This is a genomic window from Streptomyces sp. CA-106110, assembly GCF_050936285.1.
Taxonomy (GTDB): Bacteria; Actinomycetota; Actinomycetes; order Streptomycetales; family Streptomycetaceae; genus Streptomyces.
In genome coordinates, this window is record NZ_JBNJNB010000001.1 from 9,303,167 (window position 1) to 9,329,326 (window position 26,160).

Below are 26,160 nucleotides of genomic sequence, written 5' to 3' on the forward strand. Positions count from 1 at the left end.
CGACCGCGCCCCCGGAAGCATCCCGGCGCGCCCCGAACGACCGCCGACGGCGGGGAGCGCACCCGCGCCTGAGGCCCCCGCGCCCCAGCCGCCGTCCACTGGCGCGTCCTCGTTCCCGGCGCAAGCCGAGCAGCCCCTGAGGCCCGGCACCCCGTCGCAGCCGGCGGCGCCGCTCCGGCCCGGCAGAACGTCCGTCCGCACGGGGCCGTCCCGGCCCGAACAGCCGCCCACCGGTTGGGGCACGACGCCCCCGCCCCGGGCCGCGGCGGACGGTGCGCCGGACCGGCCAGGAGCCGGCGCTTCCCCGGCCCGCCCCGGCGCGAGCGGGCCCGCACACCGGCCGGGCGCGAACAGCGATTGCCCTTCCGGCGCTTCCGGCGACACGGCGCCGGCGTCCGGGAGCGACCCCGACGGTGGCGCGACGCGCACACCCGGATCCGTGCGCTTCCCCAACCTCCGCCTGGACCGGAACAGCCGGCCAGCGGGCCCGCCTCCACCCGCCGCGTCCGCGCGCTTCCCGGACGCGCCGCCGACGGCCGGCGTGCCGCCGCAGCGCACCCGCCGGCCCACCGAGGGCATCGTGGAGACCACCGCGCGACTGCAGCACCCGCAGGAGGAGACCGGGCCTGCCTCGCCCACCCGCCCCTTCGTGAGCTTCGCCGAGCCCGACACACGCGACCTCGACACCCGACGCCGGCTGCTGTTCGGCGGCCGGGTCCACCCCCACACCGCCGCGGCCGCCGCCTGCCTGGTGCTCGGGCTCGGGCTCATCGGTGGTGCGGTGACCGGCAGCTGGCTCACCTCGGACGGTTCGGGCGAGGGAGTGCAGGGCGCGTTCGCCGTCGCCGGGAGCCTGTGGCACAGCGTCCCCGTCGACCAGCTCTTCCCGCCCACCGTCCACGGACCGGGTGCCGGCCCCGGCGGCGCCGACCGCACCTGGACGCGTATCGGCGTTGCCCAGGACGGCACCTGCAAGGACGCCTTCGATCCCCTGCTGCGCAAGGCCCTCGCCCCCGTCGGGTGCCTGCGGCTGCTGCGCGCCACCTACACGGACGCCACCCAAAGCCATGTCACCACCGTCGGCCTGCTGTTCACCCGGGCCGACGCCGCCGCGATGTCCGCCGCGCGCAGCCGCTTCAAGAAGGAGGGCCTCGCCCGGCGCACCGATCTGATGCCCCGCCCGTACGCGGCCAAGGGCACCGTCGCCGAGAGGTTCGGCGACGCGCAGCGGGCCTCCTGGACGGTCTCGGTCCTCGCCGACATCCCCGTCGTCGTCTACGCCGTCTCGGGCTTCGCCGACGGCCGCACCGTCAGTGAACCTCAGCCCGCAGTACAGGCCATGCAGACCGGCGCCACCACGGCCCCCGCCCAGGCCGGCCTCGGCAACGAGGCGACCGGACTCGCCGAACAGGTCGAGGCCCTCCTCCGCAAGACCGTCACCTCGGCCACGGGAAAACCGTCATGACCCCCCACCGAACCGGCGCACGGCTCCTCACCGTCCTGCTCGCCGGCTCCCTCGCCGTGCTGCCCGCGACGGCGGCGCACGCCGACGGCATACGCGCCCAGGAGTGGGCTCTGGACGCCCTGCACACCCAGCAGATCTGGCAGACGACCAAGGGGAAGGGGATCACCGTCGCCGTCCTCGACACGGGCGTCGACGGGACCCACCCCGACCTGGCAGGCAACGTCCTCACAGGCAAGGACATGGTCGGCTTCGGCGCGGGGCGCGGCGACCGGTCATGGGCCCGGCACGGCACCGCCATGGCCGGCATCATCGCCGGTCACGGTCATGGCTACGGCGACACCGACGGAGTCGTGGGTGTCGCTCCGGAGGCGAAGATCCTGCCCGTCCGCGTCATCCTCGAGGACGGCGACGCGGCCCGCACCCGGGCACGCAACACCCGGGGCAACGCCCTCGCCGAGGGCATCCGCTGGGCCGCCGACCACGGCGCCGACGTCATCAACCTCTCCCTCGGCGACGACTCGGACTCCGCGCACCCCGAAGCGGCCGAGGACGACGCGGTGCAGTACGCACTGAAGAAGGGCGCCGTCGTCGTCGCCTCGGCAGGCAACGGCGGCGAGAAGGGCGACCACATCTCGTACCCGGCGGCCTATCCGGGCGTGATCGCCGCGACCGCCGTCGACCGCTACGGTGTCCGCGCCTCCTTCTCCACCCGCCGCTGGTACGCCACCGTCAGCGCGCCGGGCGTCGACGTCGTCATCGCCGATCCCGACCGCAAGTACTACGAGGGCTGGGGCACCAGCGCGGCGTCCGCGTTCGTCTCGGGCGCCGTCGCGCTGATCAAGGCCGCCCATCCGGGCCTCGCCCCGGCCGAGATCAAGCAGCTCCTGGAGCGTACGGCCCGCAACGCCCCCACCGGCGGTCGGGACGACTCCCGCGGCTTCGGGTTCATCGACCCCGCGGCGGCCATCAAGGCGGCGGCCGGGCTGAAACCGGAGTCCCTGCACCCGGCGGCGTACGGCCAGAAGTACTTCGGTCAGGGCCCCGACAAGGCCGACGGCGCCGGGGGCTCCCCGAGCTGGGCGGGCGCGCTGGCGGGCGGTCTGGGCGTGGCGCTGCTGGTGGCCTCGGTGGTGCTGTGGCGGGGCCGCACCAGGACGCGCACCCGAGGCCTGTGAGCACCGGCTCGGGGCCGAGCCGTCAGGCGAACACCGCGACCGCCGCCCGCGCGGCCGCCTCCACCAGCGAAATCCCCTTCTCCTGCGTGGAGTTGCCGTTCGACAGGGTCGCCACCAGATAGTCGTGGCCGTCGGCCGTGATCCGCCCGATGCTGTTGACGTCCCACAGACCGGTCGTGCTGCGCGCCAGCCAGCCGTTCTTCAGCGCCCACCGGGACCCGTCGGCGGCCGCTGACACCCCCCAGTGCTGGCCCGCCGCGATGTTCCCCATGAGCTCCTGGACATACGACCGCGAGGCGTCGCTGAGCTTCGAGCCGTCGCCGAACACCTGCTGGAGCAGGGTGAGCTGATCGGCTGCCGTGGTCTGCGTCAGGCCCCACAGAGGACCGTCGCCGCCCGTGGTGGCCGTGAGGCCGAAGCGTTTGTTCGCGCTGTCGAGCCCGCCCGCCTCCCCGATCGCGGTCCACAGCGCCGTCGCCGAGGCGTTGTCGCTGTCCTCGATCATCGCGGTGGCGTACGTCTTCTCCTGCTCGGTCAGCTTGCGGTCCGCGTCCTGCGCCTGGAGCAGCAGCGTCGCCAGGATGTCCACCTTCACGATGCTGGCCGTGTCGAAGGCGCCGTCGCCGTACACGGCGCTGTCACCGGAGTCCATGTCGAGGACGGCCACGGCCACGTCCGTCCCGTCCTCGGCGGGCACCGACTTCATGGCCTTCGCCAGCAACGCGCCCCGGTCCACCGAGGGCTCCGCCGCAGGTTCCACCGATGCCTCCTGGCTCGCCGTGGCCGACGCCGAGGGCGTCACCGACGACTGCGACGATACGGCGCCCGTGTCGGCGTGCGCCTGCGCCCTCACATACGCCGTCCCGGCCGCCGTACCGCCGACGACGACGATCGTGGCGAGCATCGTGTACAGCAGCGGGCGGCGCCGCGGGGAACGGGCGCGGCGGCGACGGGCTCTGTGGGACTCCATGGCCGCGATGCTCGGGGGCGGTGCTGTGCGGGGCGTTGGACGGACGTGAGATGCGGCTCAGCAATGTCTGAGAAACCCGTGAACCGCATGGCCGCCGTGCCGCAGGGTCGGCACAAGCGCGGCAAAGGCCCCCCGATAGGGTCGGTGACCGTGGCGAACAAGAACATTCCCGACTCCGGCTTCTCCGACGACGACGGCAGCGCCGATCCGCGGCTGAGCGCGGCGCTCACCGCGTGGGCCGAGGACCGCACCGTCGTCGGGCCCGTTCTGGAGGCGCTCAAGGGCGCACGGCTGCTGGTTCCCGTCGTCGCGATCCTCGGAGAGACGGAGGAGGACGGGAACGGGCTGCGCCGCGAGAAGACCAGCGAGATGGCCGTGCCGACGCTGAAGGCCGGCAGTCGTACCGCCCTGCCCGCCTTCACCTCCACCGAGTCGCTGGCCCGCTGGGACCCGGCGGCCCGCCCCGTCGCCGTCCCCCTGCACCAGGCCCTGCAGGCCGCCGTGCACGAGAAGGCCGACACCATCGTGCTGGACCTGTCGGGACCGGTGCCGTTCGAGCTCACGGGCCCCGCGCTGCTCGCCCTCGCGGAGGGGCGCACGACGACCGATCCGCTCGCCGACCCGGCCGTGACCGCGGCGGTGCGGGCCGCCGTCGCCGCCGAGCCCGCCGTGCTGCGCGCCTACTTCGGCGCGGGGCAGGCCGACGGCACCCTGGCGCTCGTCCTGGACCCGTCCGCGCCCCCGGCCGAGGCCGCCCGCGCGGTGGCACAGCGCATGGCCGCCGACGACACGCTGAGGGCCCGCCTGGTGCGCGGCCTCGACCTGGCAGTACTGCCGGCCGGGGCGACGCCTCCGGGCGAGCCCTTGTTCGTGCGTTCCTGACGCTTCCGCTCCCGGGGCGGGGCGGGGTGCGAAGACCCTGCCGGGCCCGTGCGGTCCGGCCGTCTAGCCGTACACCGCCCCCGTGTACTTCTCGCCCGGGCCCTGGCCCGGCTCGTCCGGGACGACCGACGCCTCGCGGAAGGCGAGCTGGAGCGACTTGAGGCCGTCGCGCAGGGGAGCCGCGTGGAAGGAGCTGATCTCCGTCGCGCTCGCGTCGAGCAGCCCGGCGAGGGCGTGCACCAGCTTGCGGGCCTCGTCCAGGTCCTTGTACTTGTCGCCTTCCTCGGTCAGCCCGAGCTTCACGGCAGCGGCGCTCATCAGGTTGACGGCGACCGTGACGATCACCTCGACCGCGGGGACCTCCGCGATGTCACGGGCCATGGCGTCGAAGTCGCGGTTCTCGTCGGCGGCCGGGGACTCAGCGGCGGCCGGGGATTCCTCGGGGGAGTCACTCATGTCCCTCACGATAGGCCCCGGCAGTTGCCTCTCCGCTCCCGGGAGGGCAGGGGAGGCGGCCTCGGGGGCGGGGCGGCAGATGCCCGGTGCACGCCGGTTCGCACCACTCCCGGGGAGCTGCTAACCTTGTGTGACGACCGGCCGGACATGGCAGTGCCCGGCCCACAAGTGGAGGCTCCGATCTCCCACCTGACCGTCCTCCGGGACGGCGGGTCACCGGTCAGGCGGCCACCACCGTTCCGTACGGACGGTGGAGTCGCCCGAATGTGCGCCCCGCGGTCCACCCGCGGCGGTGCTCCGGAATCTTTGGAGCCCCGCCTGTGTACCGTCCGGGGCATTTTTCATGCGCCGCGATGGTTGGGTCCCATGTCAACCAGACATATGCGGCTGTCCGCCAGACGGTCGTGATGGTGCTACCGAGGAGGATCCATCAGCACCGAGCCCCGCATCAACGACCGGATTCGCGTTCCCGAGGTGCGACTTGTCGGTCCCAGTGGCGAGCAGGTGGGCATTGTGCCGCTTGCCAAGGCCCTGGAGCTTGCGCAGGAGTACGACCTGGACCTGGTCGAGGTCGCGGCGAACGCCCGTCCGCCCGTCTGCAAGCTCATGGACTACGGGAAGTTCAAGTACGAGTCGGCCATGAAGGCCCGTGAGGCGCGCAAGAACCAGGCGCACACGGTCATCAAGGAGATGAAGCTCCGGCCGAAGATCGACCCGCACGACTATGACACCAAAAAGGGTCACGTCGTCCGGTTCCTCAAGCAGGGCGACAAGGTCAAGATCACGATCATGTTCCGCGGTCGCGAGCAGTCCCGGCCCGAACTGGGCTACCGGCTGCTGCAGCGTCTCGCGGAGGACGTCCAGGACCTCGGCTTCGTCGAGTCGAACCCGAAGCAGGACGGCCGGAACATGATCATGGTTCTCGGTCCGCACAAGAAGAAGACCGAGGCCATGGCCGAGGCTCGTCAGGCGCAGGAGGCTCGCAAGGCCGAGGCGAAGGCCCACCCGGGCCGCTCGCAGAACGCCGCCGAGCCCGAGACCACCGAGGCCCCGGCCGAGGCTTCCGCCGAGGCGTGACCCCCGGGACGTCAGTCCCAGGACCAACCGATACAAGAGCGACGCTCCAACGTGCCCGGTTTCAGTGACCGGGCACCGGAGCGCCACCGACGAGGAGAGAACGGCGCTATGCCGAAGAACAAGTCGCACAGCGGTGCCAGCAAGCGCTTCAAGATCACCGGCTCCGGCAAGGTGCTCCGCGAGCGCGCCGGCAAGCGCCACCTGCTCGAGCACAAGTCGTCCCGTCTGACGCGTCGCCTCACCGGCAACGCCGAGATGGCCCCGGGCGACGCCAAGAAGATCAAGAAGCTTCTCGGCAAGTGACGCGGCGGCGCCGGATCCTTCGATCCCTTCGCGCCGCACGTCTGGACCGGGACCCAATCGATTCCGGGCCGCGTGAGTTCAACCGCGGCCCCGCTACAAGGAGTTAAAAAGTGGCACGCGTCAAGCGGGCAGTCAACGCCCACAAGAAGCGCCGGGCGATCCTCGAGCAGGCCTCCGGCTACCGCGGTCAGCGTTCGCGCCTGTACCGCAAGGCCAAGGAGCAGGTCACCCACTCGCTGGTCTACAACTACAACGACCGCAAGAAGCGCAAGGGCGACTTCCGTCAGCTGTGGATCCAGCGCATCAACGCCGCTGCCCGCGCCAACGGCATCACCTACAACCGCTTCATCCAGGGTCTGAAGGCCGCGAACGTCGAGGTCGACCGCAAGATCCTGGCCGAGCTGGCCGTCAACGACGCCGGCGCGTTCGCCGCGCTCGTCGAGGTCGCGCAGAAGGCGCTGCCGGCGGATGTGAACGCCCCGAAGGCGGCCGCCTGACCGCTGCGCCGGCCTTGGCCGACGTGATCACGGACCCGCAGGCTTCCCAGCCTGCGGGTCCGACTGCGTTCCGAAGACGACACATCCGCCGCTCCGCGGATCGCCGCCGCGCGCCGACGGACTCCTGAACCCCCGGAAGTGAACACCATGGCTCCCGCCACCCCCGAGCTGATCTCCCCCCGTTCCCCCCGCGTCAGCGCCGCGCGGCGGCTCGCCAGGCGGAGCTTCCGGGGGAAGGAGCAGCTGTTTCTCGCGGAGGGGCCGCAGGCCGTACGGGAGGCCGCCGCGCACCGCGCCGAGGGCCGGCCCACCCTCGTCGAGCTGTTCGCCACCGTCGAAGCCGCGGAGCGGTACGCCGACATCGTGGGGGAGTCCCGTGACGCCGGGGCCCGGGTACACCTCGCGGCCGAGGACGTGATCGCCGACATCTCCACCACCGTCACCCCGCAGGGCCTCGTCGGGATCTGCCGGTTCCTCGACACGCCCTTCGACGAGATCCTCGAGGCACGCCCCAAGCTGGTCGCCGTCCTCGCCCATGTGCGCGACCCCGGGAACGCCGGGACCGTTCTGCGCTGCGCGGACGCCGCCGGTGCCGAGGCCGTCGTCCTCACCGACGCCTCCGTCGATCTGTACAACCCCAAGGCTGTCCGCGCTTCCGTCGGCTCCCTCTTCCATCTGCCGGTGGCCGTCGGCGTCCCCGTCGAGCACGCCGTCGCCGGGCTGAAGGGCGCCGGAGTGCGGATCCTGGCCGCCGACGGTGCGGGGCAGCACGACCTCGACGACGAGCTCGACAAGGGCACCATGGGCGGCCCCACCGCTTGGGTCTTCGGCAACGAGGCCTGGGGGCTGCCGGAGGAGACCCGGACGCTCGCCGACGCCGTGGTGCGGGTGCCGATCCACGGAAAGGCCGAGAGCCTGAACCTCGCGACCGCCGCCGCCGTATGTCTCTATGCGTCCGCGCGTGCACAGCGCGCGGCCGGAGGGTGCCGTTCCGTCACATCCGGCTAGTAGGGTGGCGGGCTCGGGGGTGCGCCCCCCGACGAGAGGTGGGGTACGGGCATGATCGGCACGAGCAGGGCACCGGGAGCACGTGACGCGGGCCGCACGCCCGCCTCCGAGCCCGGTGATCTCGCCGGGCTCGGCATCGACTCGGACGAACTGCCCGACGGACTCGTCGTCGCCGACGAGCGCGGCCTGGTGATCTGCTTCAACGCCGCGGCCGGCCGCATCACCGCCCTGCCCGCTGTGGAGGCCCTCGGCCGGCGACTCGACCAGGTGCTGCCGCTGGAGGACCTGGAGGGGCGGCGCTGGTGGCAGCTGACCGATCCGTACGGCGGCCTCACCATCCGCGTCCGGCAGCCGGAGCGCAACCTGCTGCTGCCCGGCGGGCGGGAAGTGCTCGTGTCGGCGCACTACGTACGGACCCACCCCACCGGGCCCATCCGCCGCGTCGTCGTCTGCCTCCGGGACACCGAGGCGCGACGCCGCACCGAGCGCAGCCACGCCGAGCTGATCGCCACGGTGGCCCATGAACTGCGCTCGCCCCTCACGTCCGTCAAGGGCTTCACGGCCACCCTGCTCGCCAAGTGGGACCGCTTCACCGACGACCAGAAGCGGCTGATGCTGGAGACCGTCGACGCCGACGCCGACCGCGTCACCCGGCTCATCGCCGAACTGCTGGACATCTCCCGGATCGACTCCGGGCGGCTGGAGCTGCGCCGCCAGCCCGTCGACATGGGGGCGGCGGTCGGACGGCACATCCAGGCGTATGTCGCCGCCGGCCAGCCGGCCGATCGCTTCCTGCTGCGCATGGAGCACCCGCTGCCCGCCCTCTGGGCCGACCCCGACAAGATCGACCAGGTGCTGAGCAACCTGATCGAAAACGCCGTGCGCCATGGTGAGGGAACCGTCACCATTGACATCACCCCCTCGGCGTCCCGGCGCGAAGCGGGGGACGAGGGGAACGACGAGAACACCGCCACGTCGGTCACGGTGAGCGACGAGGGCCCCGGCATCCCGGAGGAATCCATGAACCGCGTCTTCACCCGCTTCTGGCGGGGCAGCAAGCGCGGCGGTACGGGTCTCGGGCTCTACATCGTCAAGGGCATCGTCGAGGCCCACGGCGGAACCATCACGGTCGGCCGCGCCCGCGGTGGCGGGGCCGAGTTCCGATTTAGCCTGCCCGTGGGCACACCGGCGTATCTCCTGTAACGCCGCCGAGGCCCACGGGCTCCTCCGCATTTTCAGGGAGCCGCCGTCCGGCCACCTCGTGGACACTCGGCCCGGTTGCCGCTCCCACCCCGTTAGACTCGGCCTTTGGCACCTTTGCGTCCCGAAGTCGGCGACGATTCGTCATCGGAAAGTGTCATCGGACCAGTGTCAGGACCAGTGACGGGGACCTTCAGCCAGCCAATCGGAAGCACGGGAAGAGATGTCGGCACCCAATAAGTCGTACGACCCTGTCGAGGTCGAGGCCTTGAAATCGGAAGAGATCGAGCGCATGCGGGACGAGGCGCTCGCCGCCTTCGGCGCCGCGGTCTCCCTCGACGCGCTCCACGAGGCCAAGGTCGCCCACACCGGCCCCGCCTCGCCGCTGGCCCTCGCCAACCGCGAGATCGGCGCCCTGCCCCCGCACGCCAAGGCCGACGCCGGCAAGCGTGTCGGTATGGCCCGCGGCGCGGTGAACAAGGCGCTCGCCGCCCGCCAGGCCGAGCTGGAGGCCGAGCGGGACGCCCGCGTGCTGGTCGAGGAGTCGGTGGACGTCACCCTGCCCTACGACCGCGTACCGGCCGGCGCACGGCACCCGCTGACCACGTTCATGGAGCGGGTCGCGGACGTCTTCGTGTCCATGGGGTACGAGGTCGCCGAGGGCCCCGAGGTAGAGGCGGAGTGGTTCAACTTCGACGCCCTGAACTTCGGCCCCGACCACCCGGCCCGGCAGATGCAGGACACCTTCTTCGTCGAGGGCCCCAAGGGCGACCACGGCGAGTCCGGTGTGGTGCTGCGCACGCACACCTCGCCGGTCCAGGCCCGCTCCCTGCTCGACCGCGAGCCCCCCGTCTACATCGTCTGCCCCGGCCGCGTGTACCGCACCGACGAGCTGGACGCCACGCACACCCCGGTCTTCCACCAGATCGAGCTGCTGGCCGTCGACGAGGGCCTGACCATGGCCGACCTCAAGGGCACGATGGACCACATGGTCCAGTCGCTCTTCGGGCCGGACATGAAGACCCGGCTGCGGCCGAACTACTTCCCCTTCACCGAGCCGTCCGCCGAGATGGACATGCTCTGCTACGTCTGCAAGGGCGAGTCCGTCGGCAACCCGGACCGGCCCTGCCGCACCTGCTCCAGCGAGGGCTGGATCGAGCTCGGCGGCTGCGGCATGGTCAACCCGCGGGTGCTCGTCGCCTGCGGCGTGGACCCCGAGAAGTACAGCGGATTCGCCTTCGGGTTCGGTATCGAGCGGATGCTGATGTTCCGCCACAACGTCGAAGACATGCGAGACATGGTCGAGGGTGACGTCCGGTTCACCCGGCCCTTCGGGATGGAGATCTGATGCGGGTCCCGCTTTCTTGGCTGCGGGAGTACGTCGACCTGCCGGCGACTCAGACCGGGCGCGACGTCCAGGCCAAGCTCATTTCGGTCGGTCTCGAGGTCGAGACCGTCGAGCAGCTCGGCGCCGACCTCAAGGGCCCGCTGGCCGTCGGCCAGGTGCTGTCCATCGAGGAGCTGGAGGGCTTCAAGAAGCCGATCCGGTTCTGCACGGTCGACGTCGGTCAGGCCAACGGCACGGGTGAGCCCCAGGAGATCGTCTGCGGCGCCCGCAACTTCTCCGTCGGCGACAAGGTCGTCGTGGTCCTGCCGGGCGCCGTGCTGCCCGGCGGCTTCTCGATCGCCGCGCGCAAGACGTACGGCAGGACCTCGCACGGCATGATCTGCTCCAGCGACGAGCTGGGCATGGGCGACGACGGCAGCAAGGGCATCATCGTGCTGCCGCCCGAGACCGAGGTCGGCATCGACGCGATCGAACTGCTCGAGCTGGTCGACGAGGTGCTCGACATCGCCGTCACCCCGGACCGCGGCTACGCGCTCTCGCTGCGCGGCATCGCCCGGGAGGCCGCCATCGCCTACGGTCTGCCGCTGCGCGACTCGGCGCTGATCGACGTCCCGGCGCCGAACGCCTCCGGCTACCCGGTGCAGGTCTCCGAGCCGCTCGGCTGCGACCGTTTCACGGCGCGTACGGTGACCGGGATCGAGCCCGAGGCGCGCTCCCCGATCTGGCTGCAGCGACGGCTGCAGAAGGCGGGCATGCGCCCGGTCTCCCTGGCCGTCGACATCACCAACTACGTGATGATCGAGCTGGGCCAGCCCCTGCACGCGTACGACCGTTCCCTCATCCAGGGCACGATCGGCGTGCGCCGGGCCGAGCCGGGAGAGCAGCTCACCACCCTCGACGGCGTCACGCGCACGCTGGGCTCCGAGGACCTGGTGATCACGGACGACCGAGGCCCGATCGGCCTCGCCGGTGTCATGGGCGGCGCCAACACGGAGATCGCCGACCACCAGCACGAGAACGGCGGCACCACCGACGTCGTCATCGAGGCGGCCCACTTCGACGCGATCTCGATCGCGCGTACGGCCCGCCGCCACAAGCTGGCCTCCGAGGCGTCCCGCCGCTTCGAGCGCGGTGTCGACCCGCTGGCCGCGCCCGCCGCCGCCCAGCGCACGGTCGACCTGCTGGTGCTGCTCGGGAGCGGTACCGCCGAGGCCGGTGTCACCGAGGTCATCGCGCCGTCCGCGCCGCGCACCATCACCATTCCGGCGAACCACCCGGACAAGGTGGCGGGCGTCGACTACGGCCGCGAGACCGTCGTACGGCGGCTCCAGGAGGTCGGCTGCGACGTCTACGGGCAGGACGAGCTGATCGTCACCGTCCCGTCCTGGAGGCCCGACCTGACCGACCCGAACGACCTGGCCGAGGAGGTCATCCGGCTGGAGGGCTACGAGAACCTGCCCTCCACGCTGCCCAAGCCCCCGGCGGGCCGTGGCCTGACCGAGCGGCAGCGGCTGCACCGCCGTGTCGGCCGCGCGCTGTCCGGTGCTGGCTATGTCGAGGCGCCGAACTACCCGTTCATCGGCGAGCAGATCTTCGACCAGTTCGGCCTGGCCGCCGACGACCCGAACCGCCGGGTCGTCAAGCTGGTCAACCCGCTCTCGGACGAGGAGCCCGCCCTCCGTACGACGCTGCTGCCGGGCCTGCTCGGCGCGCTGCGCCGCAACGACGGCCGCGGCTCGCACGACCTGGCGCTCTTCGAGTCCGGGCTGGTCTTCCACCCGCGCGCGGAGCAGCGCGTCGCCTCGCGCCTGCCCGTCGACCGCCGCCCGACCGACGAGGAGATCGCCTCGCTCACGGCAGCGCTGCCCGAGCAGCCCCGGCACATCGCCGTGGTCCTCGCGGGCGCCCGCGAGCAGGTCGGCTGGTGGGGCAAGGGCCGCCCGGCCGACTGGGCCGACGCCATCGAGGCCGCGCGTGCCGTCGCCCGTGAGGTGGGGGCCGACCTCGTCGTCCGCAAGGGCCAGTACGGTCCCTGGCACCCCGGTCGCTGCGCCGAACTGGCCGTGGTGACCGAGGGGACCGAGCAGGTCGTCGGGTACGCCGGTGAGCTGCACCCCGGCGTCCTGAAGACCCTGGGTCTGCCCGAGCGCACCTGCGCGATGGAACTGAACCTGGACGTCCTGGAGCAGTCGGGCACGGGGCCGGTGAAGGGCCCCCGGATCTCGACCTTCCCGGTCGCCACCCAGGACGTCGCGCTGGTCGTCGACGGGAACGTCCCGCACGCGGACGTCGAGGCCGCGCTGCGCGAGGGCGCCAGCGAGCTGCTGGAGTCCCTGCGGCTGTTCGACGTCTACGAGAGCGAGCAGCTCGGCGAGGGCAAGAAGTCGCTGGCGTACGCGCTGCGCTTCCGCGCCCCCGACCGGACGCTGACCGTCGACGAGGCCTCCGCGGCCCGCGACGCCGCGGTCGCCCTGGCGGCCGAGCGGACGGGAGCCACGCTGCGGAGCTAGGCGGGATCCGACCCGTCGCGGTCGGATCGTCGCACGACGTTTGATGCGGTGCGTCCCACGAGGGATCTTCCCTCGTGGGGCGCACTTGGTTCGTGCCGGGCTGCGGCGCGGTGCGGCGCGGTCGCGCCGACCGCTGAACGGGCAGGGCCATGCTGCGCATTTGGGCGGGGTCCCGCCCTTCGCGGTGGGGTCGGTGCGCGATGTCCGTTGCGGTGCGCCCTCGGGGTTCTTCCCTCGTGGCACGCACTCGGATGACGCGGCGACGCGGTGATGTGCAGTGTCGGGCGTCGTGTGCCGCGGTTGCGCCGGCCGTCGAGCAGGCAGGCCGTGCTGGGGAGTTGGGCGCGGTCCTGCCCCTCGCGGTCGGGTCCGCGGGGGTTCCTCTCGTAGGGCGCACTTGGTTGTACCGGCAATGCGGCCAGGTGCCCTGCGCTCCGGTCGTGACCGCCACCTTGCGGCCAGGGGCCACGCTGCGGAGCTAAGACGGGTCCGGCCCCTCGTGGTCGGATCGTTGCGCGTTGTTCGGTGCGGTGCGCCCCACGGGGGGATCTGTCCCGTGGGGCGCACCCGGATGACCCGGCCATGCCGTGATGCCGCGCCAGGTCGCGCGCCCCGGCTCATTTGGGTGGCGCCGGCGCCGGCGGAACGCGTGGCTGTCCGGCCGCGGACCGCTCGCGGCCGGACCCGCGCCTCCCCGCGCGTTCCTGTGCACCACGGCCGCGCCGTCCGCCCCGCCACGGAGTGTCGGGCAGGCAGCGGGACGGACGGCGCGGAATCGGACCGCCGCACTGTACGAGGGGGAGCCGGCGGCCCGGCCGGCCTCTTACGAGGGATTCAAGTCAAGCGGCCGGAAACCCTCTGCGGCAGCGCGCGCACAGCCCGGCTTCGCGCACTTCGTTCACACCCCGTGTGAATCCGAACGCACTACGCTGTCGAGACGAAGTCACCGGGGGGCACCCATGCAGCCCAACACTCTGCTCGACGCGATCCTCGACGAGGCCGGGACATCCCACGCGGGACTGGCCGCGCACGTCAACCAGGCAGGGCGGGCCCGCGGCCTTGCGCTCAGATACGAACACACCGCCGTGGCACGCTGGCTGAAGGGCCAGCGTCCCCGCGGTCAGGTGCCGGACCTGATCTGCGAGGTCCTCGCCGCCCGGCTGCACCGCCCGGTGACGCTCGACGACATCGGCCTCGGCGTACCCGGCGAACCGGCCGCCCCGCACGGCTCCGGCCTGTCCGGTTTCGTCGAACGGGCCACCGCCCTGTGGCGCTCCGACGAGCAGCAGCGCCCCCACATCCTGGACGCGCCCGCCGTCACCGGTACGCCCGCCGTGATGCCCGTGTGGGAATGGGAGAACCCGCCCGAGGACGTGGACGTCTCACGCGGAGGCAGGCACCGGGTCACCCCGGCCGACATCGAGACACTGCGGTCCGCCCGCGCCCACTACGAGCAGATGTACCGCAAGGCGGGCGGCGTCGCGACCCGCAACCGCATCGTCGGCTTCCTCAACTCCGAGACGGCGCCCCTGCTGCGCGGCAGTTACACCGACGCGATGGGCCGCCAGCTGCACCGCGCCACCGGCGGCCTGGTGGCGATCGCCGGCATCTGCGCCTACGACTCGGACGCCCACGGCCTGGCCCAGCGCTACTTCCACCAGGCCCTGCGTCTGGCGAAGGCCAGCGGCGACCAGGGGCTCGGCGCCTATGTGATAGCGCTGCTGGTCAACCAGTCGCTGTTCATGAAGGAGTACCGGCAGGCCGTCGCGTTCGCCGAGGCCGCGCTGCGCGCCGCGGGCAAGCAGATCACTCCGGCTCTGGCCTCGGACCTGTACGCGATGCAGGCGAAGGCGTACGCGCACCTCGGCGACGCCACGGGAGCGCTGTCGTGCATCCGGCGGGCCGAGTCGGCCGCGGAACGGATCAGGCGCGGATACGAGCCGGACGAGACCGGCTATGTCCAGCCCGGCCTCGTCAACGTGCAGGTCGCGGAGGCGCTGCTCAGCCTCGGCGATCTGACGGCGGCAGGGGAGCACGCGGCGGCCGCCGTCGGCACTCCCGCGCACGACCGCGGCCGGGTGCACCGGCTCGCCATGCTCAGTCAGATCGAGCTGCGCCAGGGCAACGCCGACAAGGCGGTGGCCACCGCGGTCGAGATGGCGGAGCGGGCCCGGGGAATGGAGTCCATGCGTCTGCGCGAGAGACTGCGGGCGGTACGCGAGCACCTGGTACGCAGCGGCGGTGCGGGAACGGCGGACGCGGCCGAACTCATCGACGGCGCACTGCGCGTACCGCTGTAGACCCGCTCCCACCACACCCGATGCGGGTATCGGCCCCCTCGGCGCGGACGGTCGCGCCCGCCGCCGCGCCGGGGATGCATCGCTGTGAGCCTGCTGCGTGGACGCTCCTGCTGCGATATTGCCACTTACTGAGTGGAAGGTGGCAGAACCGTGCAGTGGACGAAGCAGAACGAACAAACCGTTTATGCGAACCGCTGGTTCAGCGTCAATCTCGCTGATGTCGAGCTGCCGGACGGTCGGCACCTCGACCACTTCCTGATACGGCTGCGGCCCGTCGCCGTGGCGACCGTCGTCAACGAGGCCAACGAGGTGCTGCTGTTGTGGCGGCACCGCTTCATCACCGACAGCTGGGGATGGGAACTCGCCGCGGGGGTCGTCGAGGACGGCGAGGACATCGCCGCCGCGGCGGCCCGCGAACTCGAGGAGGAGACCGGCTGGCGACCGGGACCCCTGCGCCATCTCATGAGCGTCGAGCCCTCCAACGGACTGACCGACGCCCGGCACCACATCTACTGGGCCGACGAGGGCGAGTACGTCGGGCACCCCGTGGACGACTTCGAGTCGGACCGCCGGGAATGGGTGTCCCTCAAACTGGTCCCCGACATGGTCGCCCGCGGAGAGGTCCCGGCCGCGAACATGGCAGCCGCGCTGCTCCTCCTGCATCACCTCAGGTTCGGGCAGGACGCTGTGCCCTGAATCCCGTACGGCGTCCCGGCGGCTAACGGGCGAGAGCCTGCCAGACCGCCACGACGAGTGCGCCCACGGCCGTGAGGGCGGCTACCGCGGGCAGCGGCCAGCGCGTGTGCTCCAGTGCCACGACCCGCTCGCTCAGGTCGTCGAGATCCTTGGCGGTCTGCTCGGCGCGCTGGCTGAGCAGGGCCAGTCCTCCCTCCACCCGTGCCTGCGCAACGTCGAGGCGACGGCGTAACTCTGCGACATCTCCATGGACCACGGGATGCTCGGGGTCGGCGGTCACAAGTCCGCTCCTTTCCGTAGTCGTCACATCCCTTGCATGCGCATGAGAAGTCAACTCGCCTGGCGGACGGGTGGGGAGAGTGTGCGCGTGGCATATGCGGGTCCGATGCGCACACGGTGTGTGAATGGAGCGGGCCCGGCACCGCGAACGGTGCCGGGCCCGTACCGGCCGAAGGCCCACGGTCCGTGATCAGGCGTCAGGGCAGAAGCCGGCGAAGGGATCAGGAGTAGGTGTAGAAGCCCGAACCCGTCTTCCGGCCGAGCCGGCCCGCCTCCACCATGCGTTGCAGCAGCGGGGGAGCGGCGTACAGGGGCTCCTTGTACTCCTCGTACATCGAGTTGGCGATGGAGACGATCGTGTCCAGGCCGATCAGGTCGGAGAGCTTGAGCGGGCCCATCGGGTGGGCGCAGCCCATTTCCATGCCGTTGTCGATGTCCTCGCGGCCGGCGATACCCGACTCGAACATCCGGATGGCGGAGAGCAGATAGGGCACGAGCAGCGCGTTGACCACGAAGCCCGAGCGGTCCTGGGCCCGGATCGCATGCTTGCCGAGGGCCTTCTCCGCGAACAGCTGCGCCCGGCCGAGGGTGCCCTCGGAGGTGGTGAGGGCCGGGATCAGCTCGACGAGCTGCTGCACCGGGGCCGGGTTGAAGAAGTGGATGCCGACCACGTGGTCCGGACGCGAGGTGGCGACCGCGAGCTTCACCAGAGGGATCGAGGAGGTGTTGGAGGCGAGGATGGCGTCGGGGCGGGTCACCACCTGGTCGAGCACCTGGAAGATCTCGGTCTTCACCTGCTCGTTCTCCACGACGGCCTCGATCACCAGGTCGCGGTCGGCGAACTCGCCGAGGTCGGTGGTGAAGGTGAGGCGCGCCTGCGTCGCCTCCCGCTCTTCCTCGGAGATCTTGCCTCGCTCGGCTGCCTTGGACAGGGAGTTGAACAGGCGGGTCCGCCCGATCTCCAGGGCCTCGCCGGTGGTCTCGGCGACCTTCACGTCCAGTCCGGCACGGGCGCACACCTCGGCGATGCCCGCTCCCATCTGGCCGCAGCCCACCACTCCGACGCGTTCGATGTCGGTCACATCGTCCCTTTCGCTGATCTACGGCTGTGGCAGGTCCGTTCGGGTACCGGTCGCCTGCTCCATTCGTGCACGCTACTCCCAAGTATCGATGATCGATCGTGAGGGTGCGTGCATGCTGGGGCGCGGTAACGATCCGTGACGGTGTGGATCCACAGTGTACGAGGGCGGGGCAGATGAGCCAGTTGTCACGACGGGCGTTCGCGGTGGCCGCGTTGTCGGCCTTCACCACGGGCGCGGCGGCCGCACCGAGGCGACGGCAGGCGACCACCGAGCTGCGGGGGATGTGGCTCGCGACCGTGTCCAACCGTGACTGGCCCTCCCGCTCCGGTCTGTCGCCCGCCGTGCAGCAGGCCCAGCTGCGCGCCCACCTCGACACGGCGGTCCGGCGCGGGCTGAACGCGGTCTTCTTCCAGGTCCGCCCCACGGCCGATGCGATGTGGCCCTCGACGTACGAGCCCTGGTCCCAGTACCTCACCGGCACCCAGGGCAAGTACCCGGGCTGGGACCCGCTGGGGACGGCCATCGAGGAGGCGCACGCGCGGGGGCTTCAGTTGCACGCCTGGTTCAACCCCTACCGGGTCGCCGCCCACACCGACCTCTCGCGGCTCGTGCCCTCGCACCCGGCGCGCAGAAATCCCGAGTGGGTCGTGTCCTACGGCGGCATGCTCTTCTACAACCCCGGTCTGCCCCAGGTCGCACCTTCGTCGAGGACGCGATCCTCGATGCCGTGCAGCGCTATCCGGTCGATGGCGTCCACTTCGACGACTACTTCTACCCGTATCCCGTCGCGGGCCAGGTCTTCGACGACGACGCGGCCTACGCCGCACACGGCGGCGGCTTCGCGAGCCGGGCGGCCTGGCGCCGGAACAACATCGACCTGCTGGTGGAGGAGGTCGCGGCCCGCGTCCGGCGCGTCCGGCCGACCGCCCGCTTCGGGATCAGCCCCTTCGGGGTGTGGCGCAACGCCGCCACCGACTCCCGCGGCTCGGCCACACGGGCCGGCGTCCAGACGTACGACGACCTGTACGCGGACACCAGGGCCTGGGTGCGCTCCGGCTTGCTGGACTACATCTGCCCGCAGATCTACTGGAACATCGGCTTCGGCGCGGCCGACTACGCGGAACTCGTGCGCTGGTGGGCGAAGACCGTCCAGGGCACGGCCGTACGCCTGTACGTGGGGGAGGCGCTGTACAAGGCCGGTGACCCCCAGCAGCCCGCTGCCTGGCAGGACCCGGCGGAGCTCTCCCGGCACCTGACTCTGGCCGGCCGCTACCCGCAGGTGGGCGGCCATGTCTTCTTCGCCGCCAAGGACATCGCGCTCGATCCGATCGGCGCGATGGCGCGGGTGGTCGCCGACCACTACAAGCAGCCGGCGAAGCCCCCGCGCTGACCCTGCCGGGCCTAGTGCCCGATCTGCCCGCTGATTTCCTTGTGGCGGATCTCCGTGTCGGGGCCCGGTGAGCACACGCCTTCGTGCCCGTCCTGGAAGCGGACGCGGTAGGGCGGGTTGCCATTCGTGCCCATGACTTCGACGATCTCACCGATCTTGTCGTGCTGCCCGACAATCCTGCCGTGCTGCACCAGCTTGTCGCCCACAGTTGCGCGCATCCGATGGGCCTCCTCGTCGCGTAAGCGTCGTCGGTCCTTGGCCGCGAGTCCGCGGCCCGGGAGCGCCGGTTCGTGCCCCGCCCCGGTCATGCTCTCGCCCGCTGCGTGACCGCGATGCAGACCAGGACCGCGACGGCCGTGAGCGGTGCGGCCGGAGTGAGGTGCTCGCCGAGGAGCAGTACCGACCACACCAGTGTGAGCAGCGGCTGAGCCAACTGCAACTGGCTCGCCCGAGGTATCCCCACGGCGGCCATGCCCCGGTACCAGACCACCAGGCCCAGGAACTGCGACCCGGCCGCCACCCACAGCACCCCGGTCACGGAGTGCACCGTAAGACGTACCGGTTCCCACGACAGGGCGACGAGCGCACCGGGCACGGTGAGCGGCAGGCACAGCACCAGTGCCCAGCCGATGACCTGCCAGCCGGGCATCACCCGGGCCAGCCGGCCGCCCTCGGTGTAGCCCGCCGCGCAGATCAGCAGGGCGCCGAAGAGGTAGGCGTCCGCACCCGTCAGTGCGCCGCCGCTCTGCTGCACGGTGAAGGCGATCACGGCGGCGGCGCCGGCCAGGGCCGCGAGCCAGAAGGTCCGGGAAGGGCGGGTGCCGACGCGCAGCGCGGAGAAGAGGGCGGTGGTCAGAGGGAGAAGCCCGACCACCACGGCGGCGTGCGCGGTGGTCGAGGTCTCCAGGGCGAGGGTGGTCAGCAACGGGAAGCCGACCACGACCCCGGCCGCGACGACGGCGAGGCCCGGCCAGTGCGGTCGCGCGGGCAGGGGCACGCGCAGTGCGAGCAGACACCCGCCGGCGATCACCGCCGCCAGCACACTGCGCACCGCCACCAGCGACCAGGGCCCGAACCCGTCCAGTCCCCAGGCGGTGGCGGGAAACGTGAGCGAGAAGGCGACGACCCCGAGGGCCGCCTGCAGCGTGCCGGCACGGCGCTGGGAGACCGAGGTGGCGTCCTGAGGATCCCCGGCGGCTCCGCTGCCGGGGGAGGTGCTCCCGGATGCCGGGCGCACCGCTATCGCGTTATGGGGGGTAGCGCTATTCTCTGCTCTCATGCATGAGCGTAGCAGCGTGGGACAGTTGGCGGATCTGCTGCGACCGGAATTGAAGCGCTACTCTCCTGGAGAGAAGCTGCCGTCCAGCCGTGTCCTCGTCGAGCGGTTTCGCGTGAGCCCCGTGACCGTGTCGCGGGCGCTGGCGCAACTGGCCGCCGAGGGGCTTGTGGTGACGCGTCCCGGAGCCGGGGCGTTCCGTGCCGAGCCGCGCGCCGAGTCCCAGGCGGTGGGCGACACCGCATGGCAGGAGGTCGCGCTGAGCGCGGACACCACCGTGGAACTCGTGCCGCGCAGCGTCGACGCCTCCGGGGTACTGGCCTCGCTGGCCGCCCCGCCCGCCGGTGTCGTCGAGTTCAACGGCGGCTATCTGCATCCCGCTCTGCAGCCCGAGCGCGCGATGGGCGCCGCCCTGTCCCGGGCCGGGCGCAGGCCCGGAGTGTGGGCGCGGCCGCCCGTCGAAGGCATCGCCGAACTGCGCGAGTGGTTCGCACGGGGCATCGGCGGCGCGATCACCGCGGCCGACGTACTGATCACGGCGGGCGGCCAGTCCGCCCTCACCACCGCGCTGCGGGCCCTGGCATCCCCGGGTGCACCGGTCCTGGTGGAGTCGCCCACCTACCCCGGCATGCTGGCGATCGCCCGCGCCTCCGGCCTGAGACCGGTGCCCGTCCCGGTCGACGCGGACGGGGTGAAGCCGGAGCTGCTCGCCGACGCGTTCCGCGCGAGCGGTGCCCGCGTCCTCGTCTGCCAGCCGCTGTTCCAGAACCCGACCGGAGCCGTGCTCGCGCCCGGGCGCCGCCGTGAGGTCCTGCGGATCGTGCGGGACGCCGGCGCCTTCGTGATCGAGGACGACTTCGTACGGCGGCTGGTGCACGAGGACTCAGGACCGGTGCCGCCCCCGCTGGCCGCCGAGGATCCCGACGGTGTCGTGGTGCACGTCTGCTCGCTCACCAAGGCGACCTCGCCCAGCTTCAGGGTCGCCGCCCTGGCGGCCCGCGGTCCGGTCCTCGATCGGCTGCGGGCCATCCAGATCGTCGACACCTTCTTCGTGCCGCGTCCTTTGCAGGAGGCCGCGCTCGAACTCGTCGGATCGCCTGCCTGGCCGCGTCATCTGCGTACCGTCTCCGCCGAGTTGAGGCGCCGCCGCGACACGCTGACCGCCGCGCTGCGTCTGGCTCTGCCCGGGCTCGCCCTGCCGCACGTCCCGGCCGGCGGCTATCACCTCTGGGTGCGGCTGCCCGAGGGCACCGACGAGTCCGCCCTCGTCGCGGGCGCCCTGCGCGAGGGCGTCGCGGTCGCCCCCGGACGCCCCTACTTCAGTGCCGAACCCCCCGCCGCCCATCTGCGGCTGAGCTTCGCGGCGGCCGCGGGGACGGGGGAGATCACGGAGGGCGTGCGCCGTCTGCGCACGGCCTGCGAGAAGGTGCTCCGGCCGACCGGGCGCGCCACGGGAACTGCACTCGACGCGGACGTTTCCGGCCGGTGACCATCGCGGACGCCGCCGACCGGTGCACGGGCCGGGCGCGCGTCAAGACGGCGGTACCGTTGGTAACTCCTGAGTAACGCCCCCTTGACCTGCCCACATGGTGGGCACACGATCGCCGCATGCATCTTCGGGTCACGTTCGTCGCCGCAGCGCGTAGCTCGTCGCTGCTGGCGGAGCGGTTCCAGGACGACCGGCCACTGGACCAGGCCGGTTGGGACGAGGTGCAGCGTGTCGCCCACGACCTGGTGCCGTTGGCGGCGGCCGAGCTGCGCTACTGCTCGCCGACCCCGCGGAGCCGGGCGACCGGCGACGCGCTCGGGTATGCGCCACTGGTGCAGCCCGCGCTGCGGGACTGCGACATGGGCCGCTGGCGCGGCCTCACCCTGGGCGAGGCGATGGCCCGGGAGCCCTCCGCTGTGGACGCCTGGCTGGCCGACCCCCGTTCCGCGCCGCACGGCGGAGAGCCGCTGATGTCCTTCATCTCCCGTGTGGGCGGCTGGCTGGACACACGTCCCGTGGACGACGGCAGCCGGATCGTCGCCGTGACGGAGCCGGCGGTGGTGCGGGCCGCGCTGGTGTACGCGCTGAAGGCGGGGCCGTCGTCGTACTGGAACATCGACGTCCGCCCGCTGTCCACGATCACGCTCGCCGGTCACAACGGGCGCTGGAACCTTCGGCTGGAGGCCGGGTCACAGGTCCGCGTCTGACCGGTCCCGCTCGCGCGTGTAGTCGGTGGTCAGGAGGAGGTCCTTCGCGGGTCCGCCGACCCTCCACACCGTGCGCCAGTGGTCCTGGTCGTGGACCGTGAACTCGCCTCGGTAGAGGTCCGCGGCGCACGGATGCTCGGCGACGTGGCGGCCGCCGGTGAGATCGAGGTCGTGGAACGGACGGCCGTCGGCGAACCGCACGTCCGAGGTGCCGGCCGACGTCCCGGGCAGGAACCGGAGTGTCCGCTCGGCGGGACGGGGCGTGCCCCGCCAGACGAACGTGCCCGACTCCTGGTGCAGCAGCCCGTCGCCGTCGTCCTCCAGCGGCGAGAACACGGTCGTCCCCTCGAAGCGCCCCTCCTCACCGCTCGCGAGATCCCGCACGGTGCGCTCCACCCGCCAGCGCCCGGTGAGATAGGCCAGCACGTCGTTCACCGGCCAGAACTCACTCATCGTCTCCCTTTCCGCCCTCCGGGCACGACACGCCTCGTCGAGGCGCTCGTGCCCCTCCTCCATCCTGCCGTGGATCAGGCGGAGGCAGCCCCGGCGGGGGCGGACGGCTCGCCGAGCGGCAGCAGCCCGCGCTCCGCGAACACCTTCTTCGCGGCGAAGGTCGCGTTGAGCGCCTTCGGTATGCCGCAGTAGACGGCCGAGTGCAGCAGCGCCTCGACGATCTGCTCGGGCGTGAGGCCCACATTCAGCGCCGCGCCCACATGCACGTCCAGCTGGGCCTCGCAGCCACCGAGGGCGGTGAGCATGCCGAGGGTCACCAGCTGGCGGTCGCGCGGGGCGAGCCCCGGCCGGTCGTAGATCTCGCCGAAGGCCCACGAGACGATCTGGTGACCGAGTTCGGGGCTGACGTCGGCGAGCGCGTCGAGGACCCGCTGTCCGGCCTCGCCGTCGACGTTGTTCAGGACCTCCAGGCCGTGGCCGAAGCGCTCTTCACGGGTGGTGCTCTCGCTCATTCCCGTTCTTCCGTCCCCGGCTGCCGCTGCTCGAGCAGCCGTTCGTAGTGGTCGATCTTGTCGTCCAGCGCGGCCGCGTTGCGGCGCAGGGCACGGATGTGGTCCGCGAGCTCGGCGCGGTGCGCCCGGAGCATCGCCAGCCGGTCGCCGACCGTGGTGTCTCCGCGCGCCCGCAGTCGCGCGAATCGCTGCATGTCGGCGATCGGCATGCCCGTCTCGCGCAGCCTGAGCAGGAACTCCAGCCAGGCCAGGTCCGCCGCCGCGTAGCGCCGCTGGTTGCCGACGGTCCGGCCGACCCGTTCGATCAGCCCGGCCTTCTCGTAGTAGCGCAACGTGTCGTGCGTGAGGCCGGTGCGCTCGGCGACCTGGGCGATGGTCAGGGTCGGCTCCCGTTCGGGCGCCAGGGGCTCTCCGCTGGTTATGGAAAGACCGTAGGACCTGGAGCGCGCTCCAGGTCAAGCGCCGGCGTCGATCACCCGCCGAAGTAGGCCTGAGCTGCGCGAACGCCCTCCACCAAGGCATCCACCTCGTCCATCGTGTTGTACACGTAGAAGCTCGCCCGGGTGGTCGCCGGAATCCCGTAACGCCGTACGACGGGGCGGGCGCAGTGATGGCCCACCCGAACGGCGACGCCCCGCTCGTCCAGCACCTGGCCGACGTCGTGCGGATGGATGCCGTCGACCGTGAAGGAGACGGCGGAACCGCGGTCGGTGAGGTCGCGCGGGCCGACGATGTGCACGCCGGGGAGGTCGCCGAGGAGCTCGAGCGCGCGGGCGGTGAGGCGGTCCTCGTGCGCCGCCACCTCGTCCATGCCCAGCGCCTCCAGGTAGTCCACCGCCGCCGCCAGTCCGACCGCCTGGGCCGTCATCGGCACACCCGCCTCGAAGCGCTGCGGCGGGGGCAGGAAGGTGGTGCGGTCCATCTCGACGATCTCGATCATCGAGCCGCCGGTGAGGAACGGCGGTAGTCCCGCGAGCAGTTCGCGCCGGCCCCACAGCACACCGACCCCGCTCGGGCCGAGCATCTTGTGCCCGGAGAAGGCGAGGAAGTCGGCGTCCAGATCGGATACGCGGACCGGCCGGTGGGGGACCGACTGGGCGCCGTCGACCACGACGAGGGCACCGAAGGCATGGGCGCGGTCGGCCAGTTCGCGTACGGGGTTGATCGTGCCGAGGACGTTGGACTGGTGGGTGACGGCGAGGATCTTGGTGCGCTCGTCGATGAGCTCGTCGACACGGTTGAGGTCGAGGCGCCCCTCGTCGGTGAGCCCGAACCAGTCCAGCGTCGCGCCTGTGCGCTCGGCGAGCTGCTGCCAGGGCACCAGGTTGGCGTGGTGCTCCATCTCCGTCACCACGATCCGGTCGCCGGGGCCGAGACGGCCGGCGTTGCCCAGGGCGTAGGCGACGAGGTTGATGCTCTCCGTGGTGTTCCTGGTGAAGACGACCTCGTCGTCGGCGCCCCCGATGAACCGGGCGACGGTGTGCCGGGCGTTCTCGTACGCCTCCGTCGCCTCCCCGGCGAGCTGGTGCGCGCCGCGGTGCACGGCGGCGTTGCGCGTGAGGTAGAAGTCCCGCTCGGCGTCGAGCACCTGGAGCGGCTTCTGGGTGGTGGCCCCGGAGTCCAGGTAGACGAGAGGGGCGCCGCTGTCCACCGTCCGTTCCAGGATCGGAAAGTCCTTGCGCAGTACGTCGACGTCGAAGGCCACGGCGGCTCACCTCTCACGGTTTCTGAATCGATTCTCCGTGAGTCACGCTAGGCCTTCTCACGGAGAATGACAAGGATTAGCATGAGGCCGTGGATCATGACGCCCCTGTCTACCTGCACCAGCTCCCGGTCCCCGGCGAGGAGCGCTATGTCTCCCTGGCGCTGGTGAACACGCGGTTCACCCTCAGCCACGGCCCCGTCGACCTGCTCGACGACGCCGAGGCGGCGCACCTGTGGCTCGTCCGGCATCGGTTGCTGCCGGACCCGGTGGCGCTCAACGGCAGGCAGTTCGGGCGGCTGCTGGGTCTGCGCGAGGCGTTGCGCGCGCTGTTCGCGTCGTACGGGGTCCATGAGGTCCCCGCGGCCGAGGACCTCGCGACCCTCAACGCCGCCCTGGCGGCGGCCCCCGCGACCCCCCGCCTCGCCTGGACGGCCGAAGGCCCGCACCGCGCCGCCGAGCCGGACACCGGCAACCCGGCCGCGGCGGCGCTCTCCCTGCTGGCCGAGGACGCGGCCGACCTGCTCACCGGCTCCGAGGCCGAACAGCTCACGGAATGCGCCGCCCAGGGTTGTGACCGCTGGTTCCTGCGCTCGCACGGGGCACGGCGCTGGTGCACGACGAAGTGCGGCAACCGGGTGCGGGCGGCGCGGGCGTACGCGGCGCGCAAGACGCGCTGAGGGGGCGGCGCGCGGTGGTCCCCTGTCAGCCGTCCTTGCGGCGGCGCAGCCGGCCGCGGCCGGTCGCGGGCGGCTGAGCCGCAGGGGGCGTGGGCGTGCCGAACGGCGGCAGGACCTTGAACCGCTCGTCCAGGGTGATGGACGGCGCGATCCGGTTCAGGGTCGCGCGGACGAGCGTGAGCGGGTGGTCGGGGAAGTGCGGGTCCCACCCTTCGTCGTCGGCGACGTGGCAGGGGAGACCGTCGCGCAGCCCGGGCGCGTACGGGTGGGGCCGGAAGTACTCGGCCGGGCCCACCTGTGCCATGACCATGGCCTCGCGCACGCCGGTGGTCGCCCCTTCCGCGGCCTGCACCTTGAGGACCGTGCTGCAGGTGGCCTTCGGCACCGTCCAGGAACCGAGGAAGACCTGACCCTGGCCGCCGGGCCGCGGCACCTTGATGAGCTGCCGGACGGCCGGCACTTCGTCCACGGTCCCGAACACCGCCTCGATCAGGCCCCCGCCGCGCCCGCCCACCCCCTGGGCGATCCCCTGGCGGAGTCGCTCGGGCTCGTGGAGCGGGGCGGGCAGGTCCGGGACCTGGGGAAAGAAGTGGACCGACAGGACGAGCCCCCGCTCGTCGGTCCACACCCCGGGTTCGCGCTCGATGAAGCCGGTCAGGTCCATGCCAGTGATCGGAGTCATGCCGATCATGATGACGGCCGA

At 72.0% G+C, this 26,160-nt stretch carries 26 protein-coding genes and 1 pseudogene; 16 read left to right on the top strand and 11 right to left on the bottom strand.

Annotated features, from left to right (window positions below):
• Window positions 1-439: 439 nt before the first annotated feature.
• Both ACQEXA_RS42850 and mycP read left to right on the top strand, forming a co-directional pair.
• The gene (locus ACQEXA_RS42850) at window positions 440-1,465 is read left to right on the top strand and encodes a hypothetical protein (protein WP_432925833.1); all 1,026 of its coding nucleotides are present in this window, start codon (window positions 440-442) and stop codon (window positions 1,463-1,465) included.
• Window positions 1,462-2,640 carry a type VII secretion-associated serine protease mycosin gene (gene mycP, locus ACQEXA_RS42855; protein WP_432925831.1) on the top strand — a complete coding sequence of 393 codons (1,179 nt, stop codon included), beginning with the start codon at window positions 1,462-1,464 and terminating at the stop codon, window positions 2,638-2,640. Before ACQEXA_RS42850 ends, mycP begins: the two co-directional genes overlap by 4 nt.
• Before the next feature lie 22 nt (window positions 2,641-2,662).
• Here the strand turns inward: mycP and ACQEXA_RS42860 are convergent, their stop codons facing one another.
• Entirely contained in the window at window positions 2,663-3,610 is a 948-nt protein-coding gene (locus ACQEXA_RS42860; protein ID WP_432925829.1) for a serine hydrolase, read from the bottom strand.
• 150 nt (window positions 3,611-3,760) lie between these two features.
• Between ACQEXA_RS42860 and ACQEXA_RS42865 the strand changes: the two genes are divergently transcribed.
• Complete coding sequence (locus tag ACQEXA_RS42865) at window positions 3,761-4,492, top strand: SseB family protein (RefSeq protein WP_432939012.1); 732 nt, start codon at window positions 3,761-3,763, stop codon at window positions 4,490-4,492.
• 63 nt (window positions 4,493-4,555) lie between these two features.
• Here ACQEXA_RS42865 and ACQEXA_RS42870 read toward each other — a convergent pair whose 3' ends face one another.
• Entirely contained in the window at window positions 4,556-4,948 is a 393-nt protein-coding gene (locus ACQEXA_RS42870) for a DUF1844 domain-containing protein (protein WP_432925827.1), read from the bottom strand.
• Window positions 4,949-5,377: 429 nt separating this feature from the next.
• On the opposite strand from ACQEXA_RS42870, the gene infC reads away from it, so the two are divergent.
• The 9 genes from infC (at window position 5,378) to ACQEXA_RS42915 (ending at window position 15,887) form a co-directional block, all read left to right on the top strand.
• Window positions 5,378-6,025 carry a translation initiation factor IF-3 gene (gene infC, locus ACQEXA_RS42875; protein ID WP_359390237.1) on the top strand — a complete coding sequence of 216 codons (648 nt, stop codon included), beginning with the start codon at window positions 5,378-5,380 and terminating at the stop codon, window positions 6,023-6,025.
• A gap of 108 nt (window positions 6,026-6,133) precedes the next feature.
• On the top strand, window positions 6,134-6,328 hold the full coding sequence (gene rpmI, locus ACQEXA_RS42880; protein WP_003947156.1) for a 50S ribosomal protein L35: 195 nt from the start codon (window positions 6,134-6,136) through the stop codon (window positions 6,326-6,328).
• Window positions 6,329-6,438: 110 nt separating this feature from the next.
• Complete coding sequence (rplT, locus tag ACQEXA_RS42885) at window positions 6,439-6,825, top strand: 50S ribosomal protein L20 (protein ID WP_359389756.1); 387 nt, start codon at window positions 6,439-6,441, stop codon at window positions 6,823-6,825.
• A 147-nt stretch (window positions 6,826-6,972) separates the two neighbouring features.
• The gene (locus ACQEXA_RS42890) at window positions 6,973-7,833 is read left to right on the top strand and encodes a TrmH family RNA methyltransferase (RefSeq protein ID WP_432925824.1); all 861 of its coding nucleotides are present in this window, start codon (window positions 6,973-6,975) and stop codon (window positions 7,831-7,833) included.
• Window positions 7,834-7,884: 51 nt separating this feature from the next.
• Window positions 7,885-9,036, top strand: a complete 1,152-nt coding sequence (locus ACQEXA_RS42895; protein WP_432925822.1) for an ATP-binding protein — start codon at window positions 7,885-7,887, stop codon at window positions 9,034-9,036.
• 220 nt (window positions 9,037-9,256) lie between these two features.
• A complete protein-coding gene (gene pheS / locus ACQEXA_RS42900) occupies window positions 9,257-10,381 on the top strand; it encodes a phenylalanine--tRNA ligase subunit alpha (RefSeq protein ID WP_432925820.1) in 1,125 nt (374 codons plus the stop codon).
• Window positions 10,381-12,891, top strand: coding sequence for a phenylalanine--tRNA ligase subunit beta (gene pheT / locus ACQEXA_RS42905; RefSeq protein ID WP_432925818.1), 2,511 nt, complete (start codon window positions 10,381-10,383; stop codon window positions 12,889-12,891). Before pheS ends, pheT begins: the two co-directional genes overlap by 1 nt.
• A gap of 959 nt (window positions 12,892-13,850) precedes the next feature.
• Complete coding sequence (locus tag ACQEXA_RS42910; RefSeq protein ID WP_432925816.1) at window positions 13,851-15,191, top strand: transcriptional regulator; 1,341 nt, start codon at window positions 13,851-13,853, stop codon at window positions 15,189-15,191.
• A 150-nt stretch (window positions 15,192-15,341) separates the two neighbouring features.
• A complete protein-coding gene (locus ACQEXA_RS42915; RefSeq protein ID WP_432925814.1) occupies window positions 15,342-15,887 on the top strand; it encodes an NUDIX domain-containing protein in 546 nt (181 codons plus the stop codon).
• Window positions 15,888-15,909: 22 nt separating this feature from the next.
• On the opposite strand, the gene ACQEXA_RS42920 is transcribed toward ACQEXA_RS42915, so the two are convergent.
• Complete coding sequence (locus ACQEXA_RS42920) at window positions 15,910-16,167, bottom strand: hypothetical protein (RefSeq protein ID WP_359389780.1); 258 nt, start codon at window positions 16,165-16,167, stop codon at window positions 15,910-15,912.
• Window positions 16,168-16,387: 220 nt separating this feature from the next.
• A complete protein-coding gene (locus ACQEXA_RS42925) occupies window positions 16,388-17,248 on the bottom strand; it encodes a 3-hydroxybutyryl-CoA dehydrogenase (protein WP_359389783.1) in 861 nt (286 codons plus the stop codon).
• Between the two features lie 281 nt (window positions 17,249-17,529).
• Here ACQEXA_RS42925 and ACQEXA_RS42930 point away from each other — a divergent pair.
• A pseudogene (locus tag ACQEXA_RS42930) lies at window positions 17,530-18,638 on the top strand (glycoside hydrolase family 10 protein).
• Between the two features lie 11 nt (window positions 18,639-18,649).
• Here the strand turns inward: ACQEXA_RS42930 and ACQEXA_RS42935 are convergent.
• Together ACQEXA_RS42935 and ACQEXA_RS42940 are read right to left on the bottom strand one after the other, a co-directional pair.
• Window positions 18,650-18,856, bottom strand: coding sequence for a DUF1918 domain-containing protein (locus ACQEXA_RS42935; RefSeq protein WP_359389789.1), 207 nt, complete (start codon window positions 18,854-18,856; stop codon window positions 18,650-18,652).
• Window positions 18,857-18,942: 86 nt separating this feature from the next.
• Window positions 18,943-19,917 carry a DMT family transporter gene (locus tag ACQEXA_RS42940; protein WP_432925812.1) on the bottom strand — a complete coding sequence of 325 codons (975 nt, stop codon included), beginning with the start codon at window positions 19,915-19,917 and terminating at the stop codon, window positions 18,943-18,945.
• Here ACQEXA_RS42940 and ACQEXA_RS42945 point away from each other — a divergent pair.
• Both ACQEXA_RS42945 and ACQEXA_RS42950 read left to right on the top strand, forming a co-directional pair.
• Window positions 19,916-21,403 carry a PLP-dependent aminotransferase family protein gene (locus tag ACQEXA_RS42945; RefSeq protein ID WP_432925810.1) on the top strand — a complete coding sequence of 496 codons (1,488 nt, stop codon included), beginning with the start codon at window positions 19,916-19,918 and terminating at the stop codon, window positions 21,401-21,403. The two genes, ACQEXA_RS42940 and ACQEXA_RS42945, sit on opposite strands and share 2 nt — an antisense overlap.
• Window positions 21,404-21,522: 119 nt before the next feature.
• Window positions 21,523-22,110, top strand: coding sequence for a histidine phosphatase family protein (locus ACQEXA_RS42950; protein WP_359389798.1), 588 nt, complete (start codon window positions 21,523-21,525; stop codon window positions 22,108-22,110).
• Here the strand turns inward: ACQEXA_RS42950 and ACQEXA_RS42955 are convergent.
• The 4 genes from ACQEXA_RS42955 to ACQEXA_RS42970 form a co-directional block, all read right to left on the bottom strand.
• Window positions 22,093-22,563, bottom strand: a complete 471-nt coding sequence (locus ACQEXA_RS42955; protein WP_432925808.1) for a DUF6314 family protein — start codon at window positions 22,561-22,563, stop codon at window positions 22,093-22,095. The two genes, ACQEXA_RS42950 and ACQEXA_RS42955, sit on opposite strands and share 18 nt — an antisense overlap.
• Before the next feature lie 74 nt (window positions 22,564-22,637).
• Complete coding sequence (locus ACQEXA_RS42960) at window positions 22,638-23,075, bottom strand: carboxymuconolactone decarboxylase family protein (RefSeq protein ID WP_432925806.1); 438 nt, start codon at window positions 23,073-23,075, stop codon at window positions 22,638-22,640.
• On the bottom strand, window positions 23,072-23,497 hold the full coding sequence (locus ACQEXA_RS42965) for a MerR family transcriptional regulator (protein WP_433134749.1): 426 nt from the start codon (window positions 23,495-23,497) through the stop codon (window positions 23,072-23,074). Before ACQEXA_RS42965 ends, ACQEXA_RS42960 begins: the two co-directional genes overlap by 4 nt.
• Before the next feature lie 50 nt (window positions 23,498-23,547).
• Window positions 23,548-24,780 carry a cysteine desulfurase gene (locus tag ACQEXA_RS42970; protein WP_432925803.1) on the bottom strand — a complete coding sequence of 411 codons (1,233 nt, stop codon included), beginning with the start codon at window positions 24,778-24,780 and terminating at the stop codon, window positions 23,548-23,550.
• 89 nt (window positions 24,781-24,869) lie between these two features.
• Between ACQEXA_RS42970 and ACQEXA_RS42975 the strand changes: the two genes are divergently transcribed.
• Window positions 24,870-25,457, top strand: a complete 588-nt coding sequence (locus tag ACQEXA_RS42975; RefSeq protein ID WP_432925801.1) for an ABATE domain-containing protein — start codon at window positions 24,870-24,872, stop codon at window positions 25,455-25,457.
• 25 nt (window positions 25,458-25,482) lie between these two features.
• Here the strand turns inward: ACQEXA_RS42975 and ACQEXA_RS42980 are convergent, their stop codons facing one another.
• Entirely contained in the window at window positions 25,483-26,139 is a 657-nt protein-coding gene (locus ACQEXA_RS42980; RefSeq protein WP_433132708.1) for a hypothetical protein, read from the bottom strand.
• Window positions 26,140-26,160 lie beyond the last annotated feature (21 nt).

Excerpts from the sequence above, each read along its gene's own strand:
- mycP (WP_432925831.1), top strand. The coding sequence starts at position 1,462 with ATGACCCCCCACCGAACCGGCGCACGGCTCCTCACCGTCCTGCTCGCC.
- ACQEXA_RS42860 (WP_432925829.1), bottom strand. The coding sequence starts at position 3,610 with ATGGAGTCCCACAGAGCCCGTCGCCGCCGCGCCCGTTCCCCGCGGCGC.
- ACQEXA_RS42870 (WP_432925827.1), bottom strand. The coding sequence starts at position 4,948 with ATGAGTGACTCCCCCGAGGAATCCCCGGCCGCCGCTGAGTCCCCGGCC.
- rpmI (WP_003947156.1), top strand. The coding sequence starts at position 6,134 with ATGCCGAAGAACAAGTCGCACAGCGGTGCCAGCAAGCGCTTCAAGATC.
- ACQEXA_RS42890 (WP_432925824.1), top strand. The coding sequence starts at position 6,973 with ATGGCTCCCGCCACCCCCGAGCTGATCTCCCCCCGTTCCCCCCGCGTC.
- ACQEXA_RS42895 (WP_432925822.1), top strand. The coding sequence starts at position 7,885 with ATGATCGGCACGAGCAGGGCACCGGGAGCACGTGACGCGGGCCGCACG.
- pheS (WP_432925820.1), top strand. The coding sequence starts at position 9,257 with ATGTCGGCACCCAATAAGTCGTACGACCCTGTCGAGGTCGAGGCCTTG.
- pheT (WP_432925818.1), top strand. The coding sequence starts at position 10,381 with ATGCGGGTCCCGCTTTCTTGGCTGCGGGAGTACGTCGACCTGCCGGCG.
- ACQEXA_RS42910 (WP_432925816.1), top strand. The coding sequence starts at position 13,851 with ATGCAGCCCAACACTCTGCTCGACGCGATCCTCGACGAGGCCGGGACA.
- ACQEXA_RS42935 (WP_359389789.1), bottom strand. The coding sequence starts at position 18,856 with ATGCGCGCAACTGTGGGCGACAAGCTGGTGCAGCACGGCAGGATTGTC.
- ACQEXA_RS42945 (WP_432925810.1), top strand. The coding sequence starts at position 19,916 with ATGCATGAGCGTAGCAGCGTGGGACAGTTGGCGGATCTGCTGCGACCG.
- ACQEXA_RS42940 (WP_432925812.1), bottom strand. The coding sequence starts at position 19,917 with ATGAGAGCAGAGAATAGCGCTACCCCCCATAACGCGATAGCGGTGCGC.
- ACQEXA_RS42950 (WP_359389798.1), top strand. The coding sequence starts at position 21,523 with ATGCATCTTCGGGTCACGTTCGTCGCCGCAGCGCGTAGCTCGTCGCTG.
- ACQEXA_RS42955 (WP_432925808.1), bottom strand. The coding sequence starts at position 22,563 with ATGAGTGAGTTCTGGCCGGTGAACGACGTGCTGGCCTATCTCACCGGG.
- ACQEXA_RS42960 (WP_432925806.1), bottom strand. The coding sequence starts at position 23,075 with ATGAGCGAGAGCACCACCCGTGAAGAGCGCTTCGGCCACGGCCTGGAG.
- ACQEXA_RS42980 (WP_433132708.1), bottom strand. The coding sequence starts at position 26,139 with ATGACTCCGATCACTGGCATGGACCTGACCGGCTTCATCGAGCGCGAA.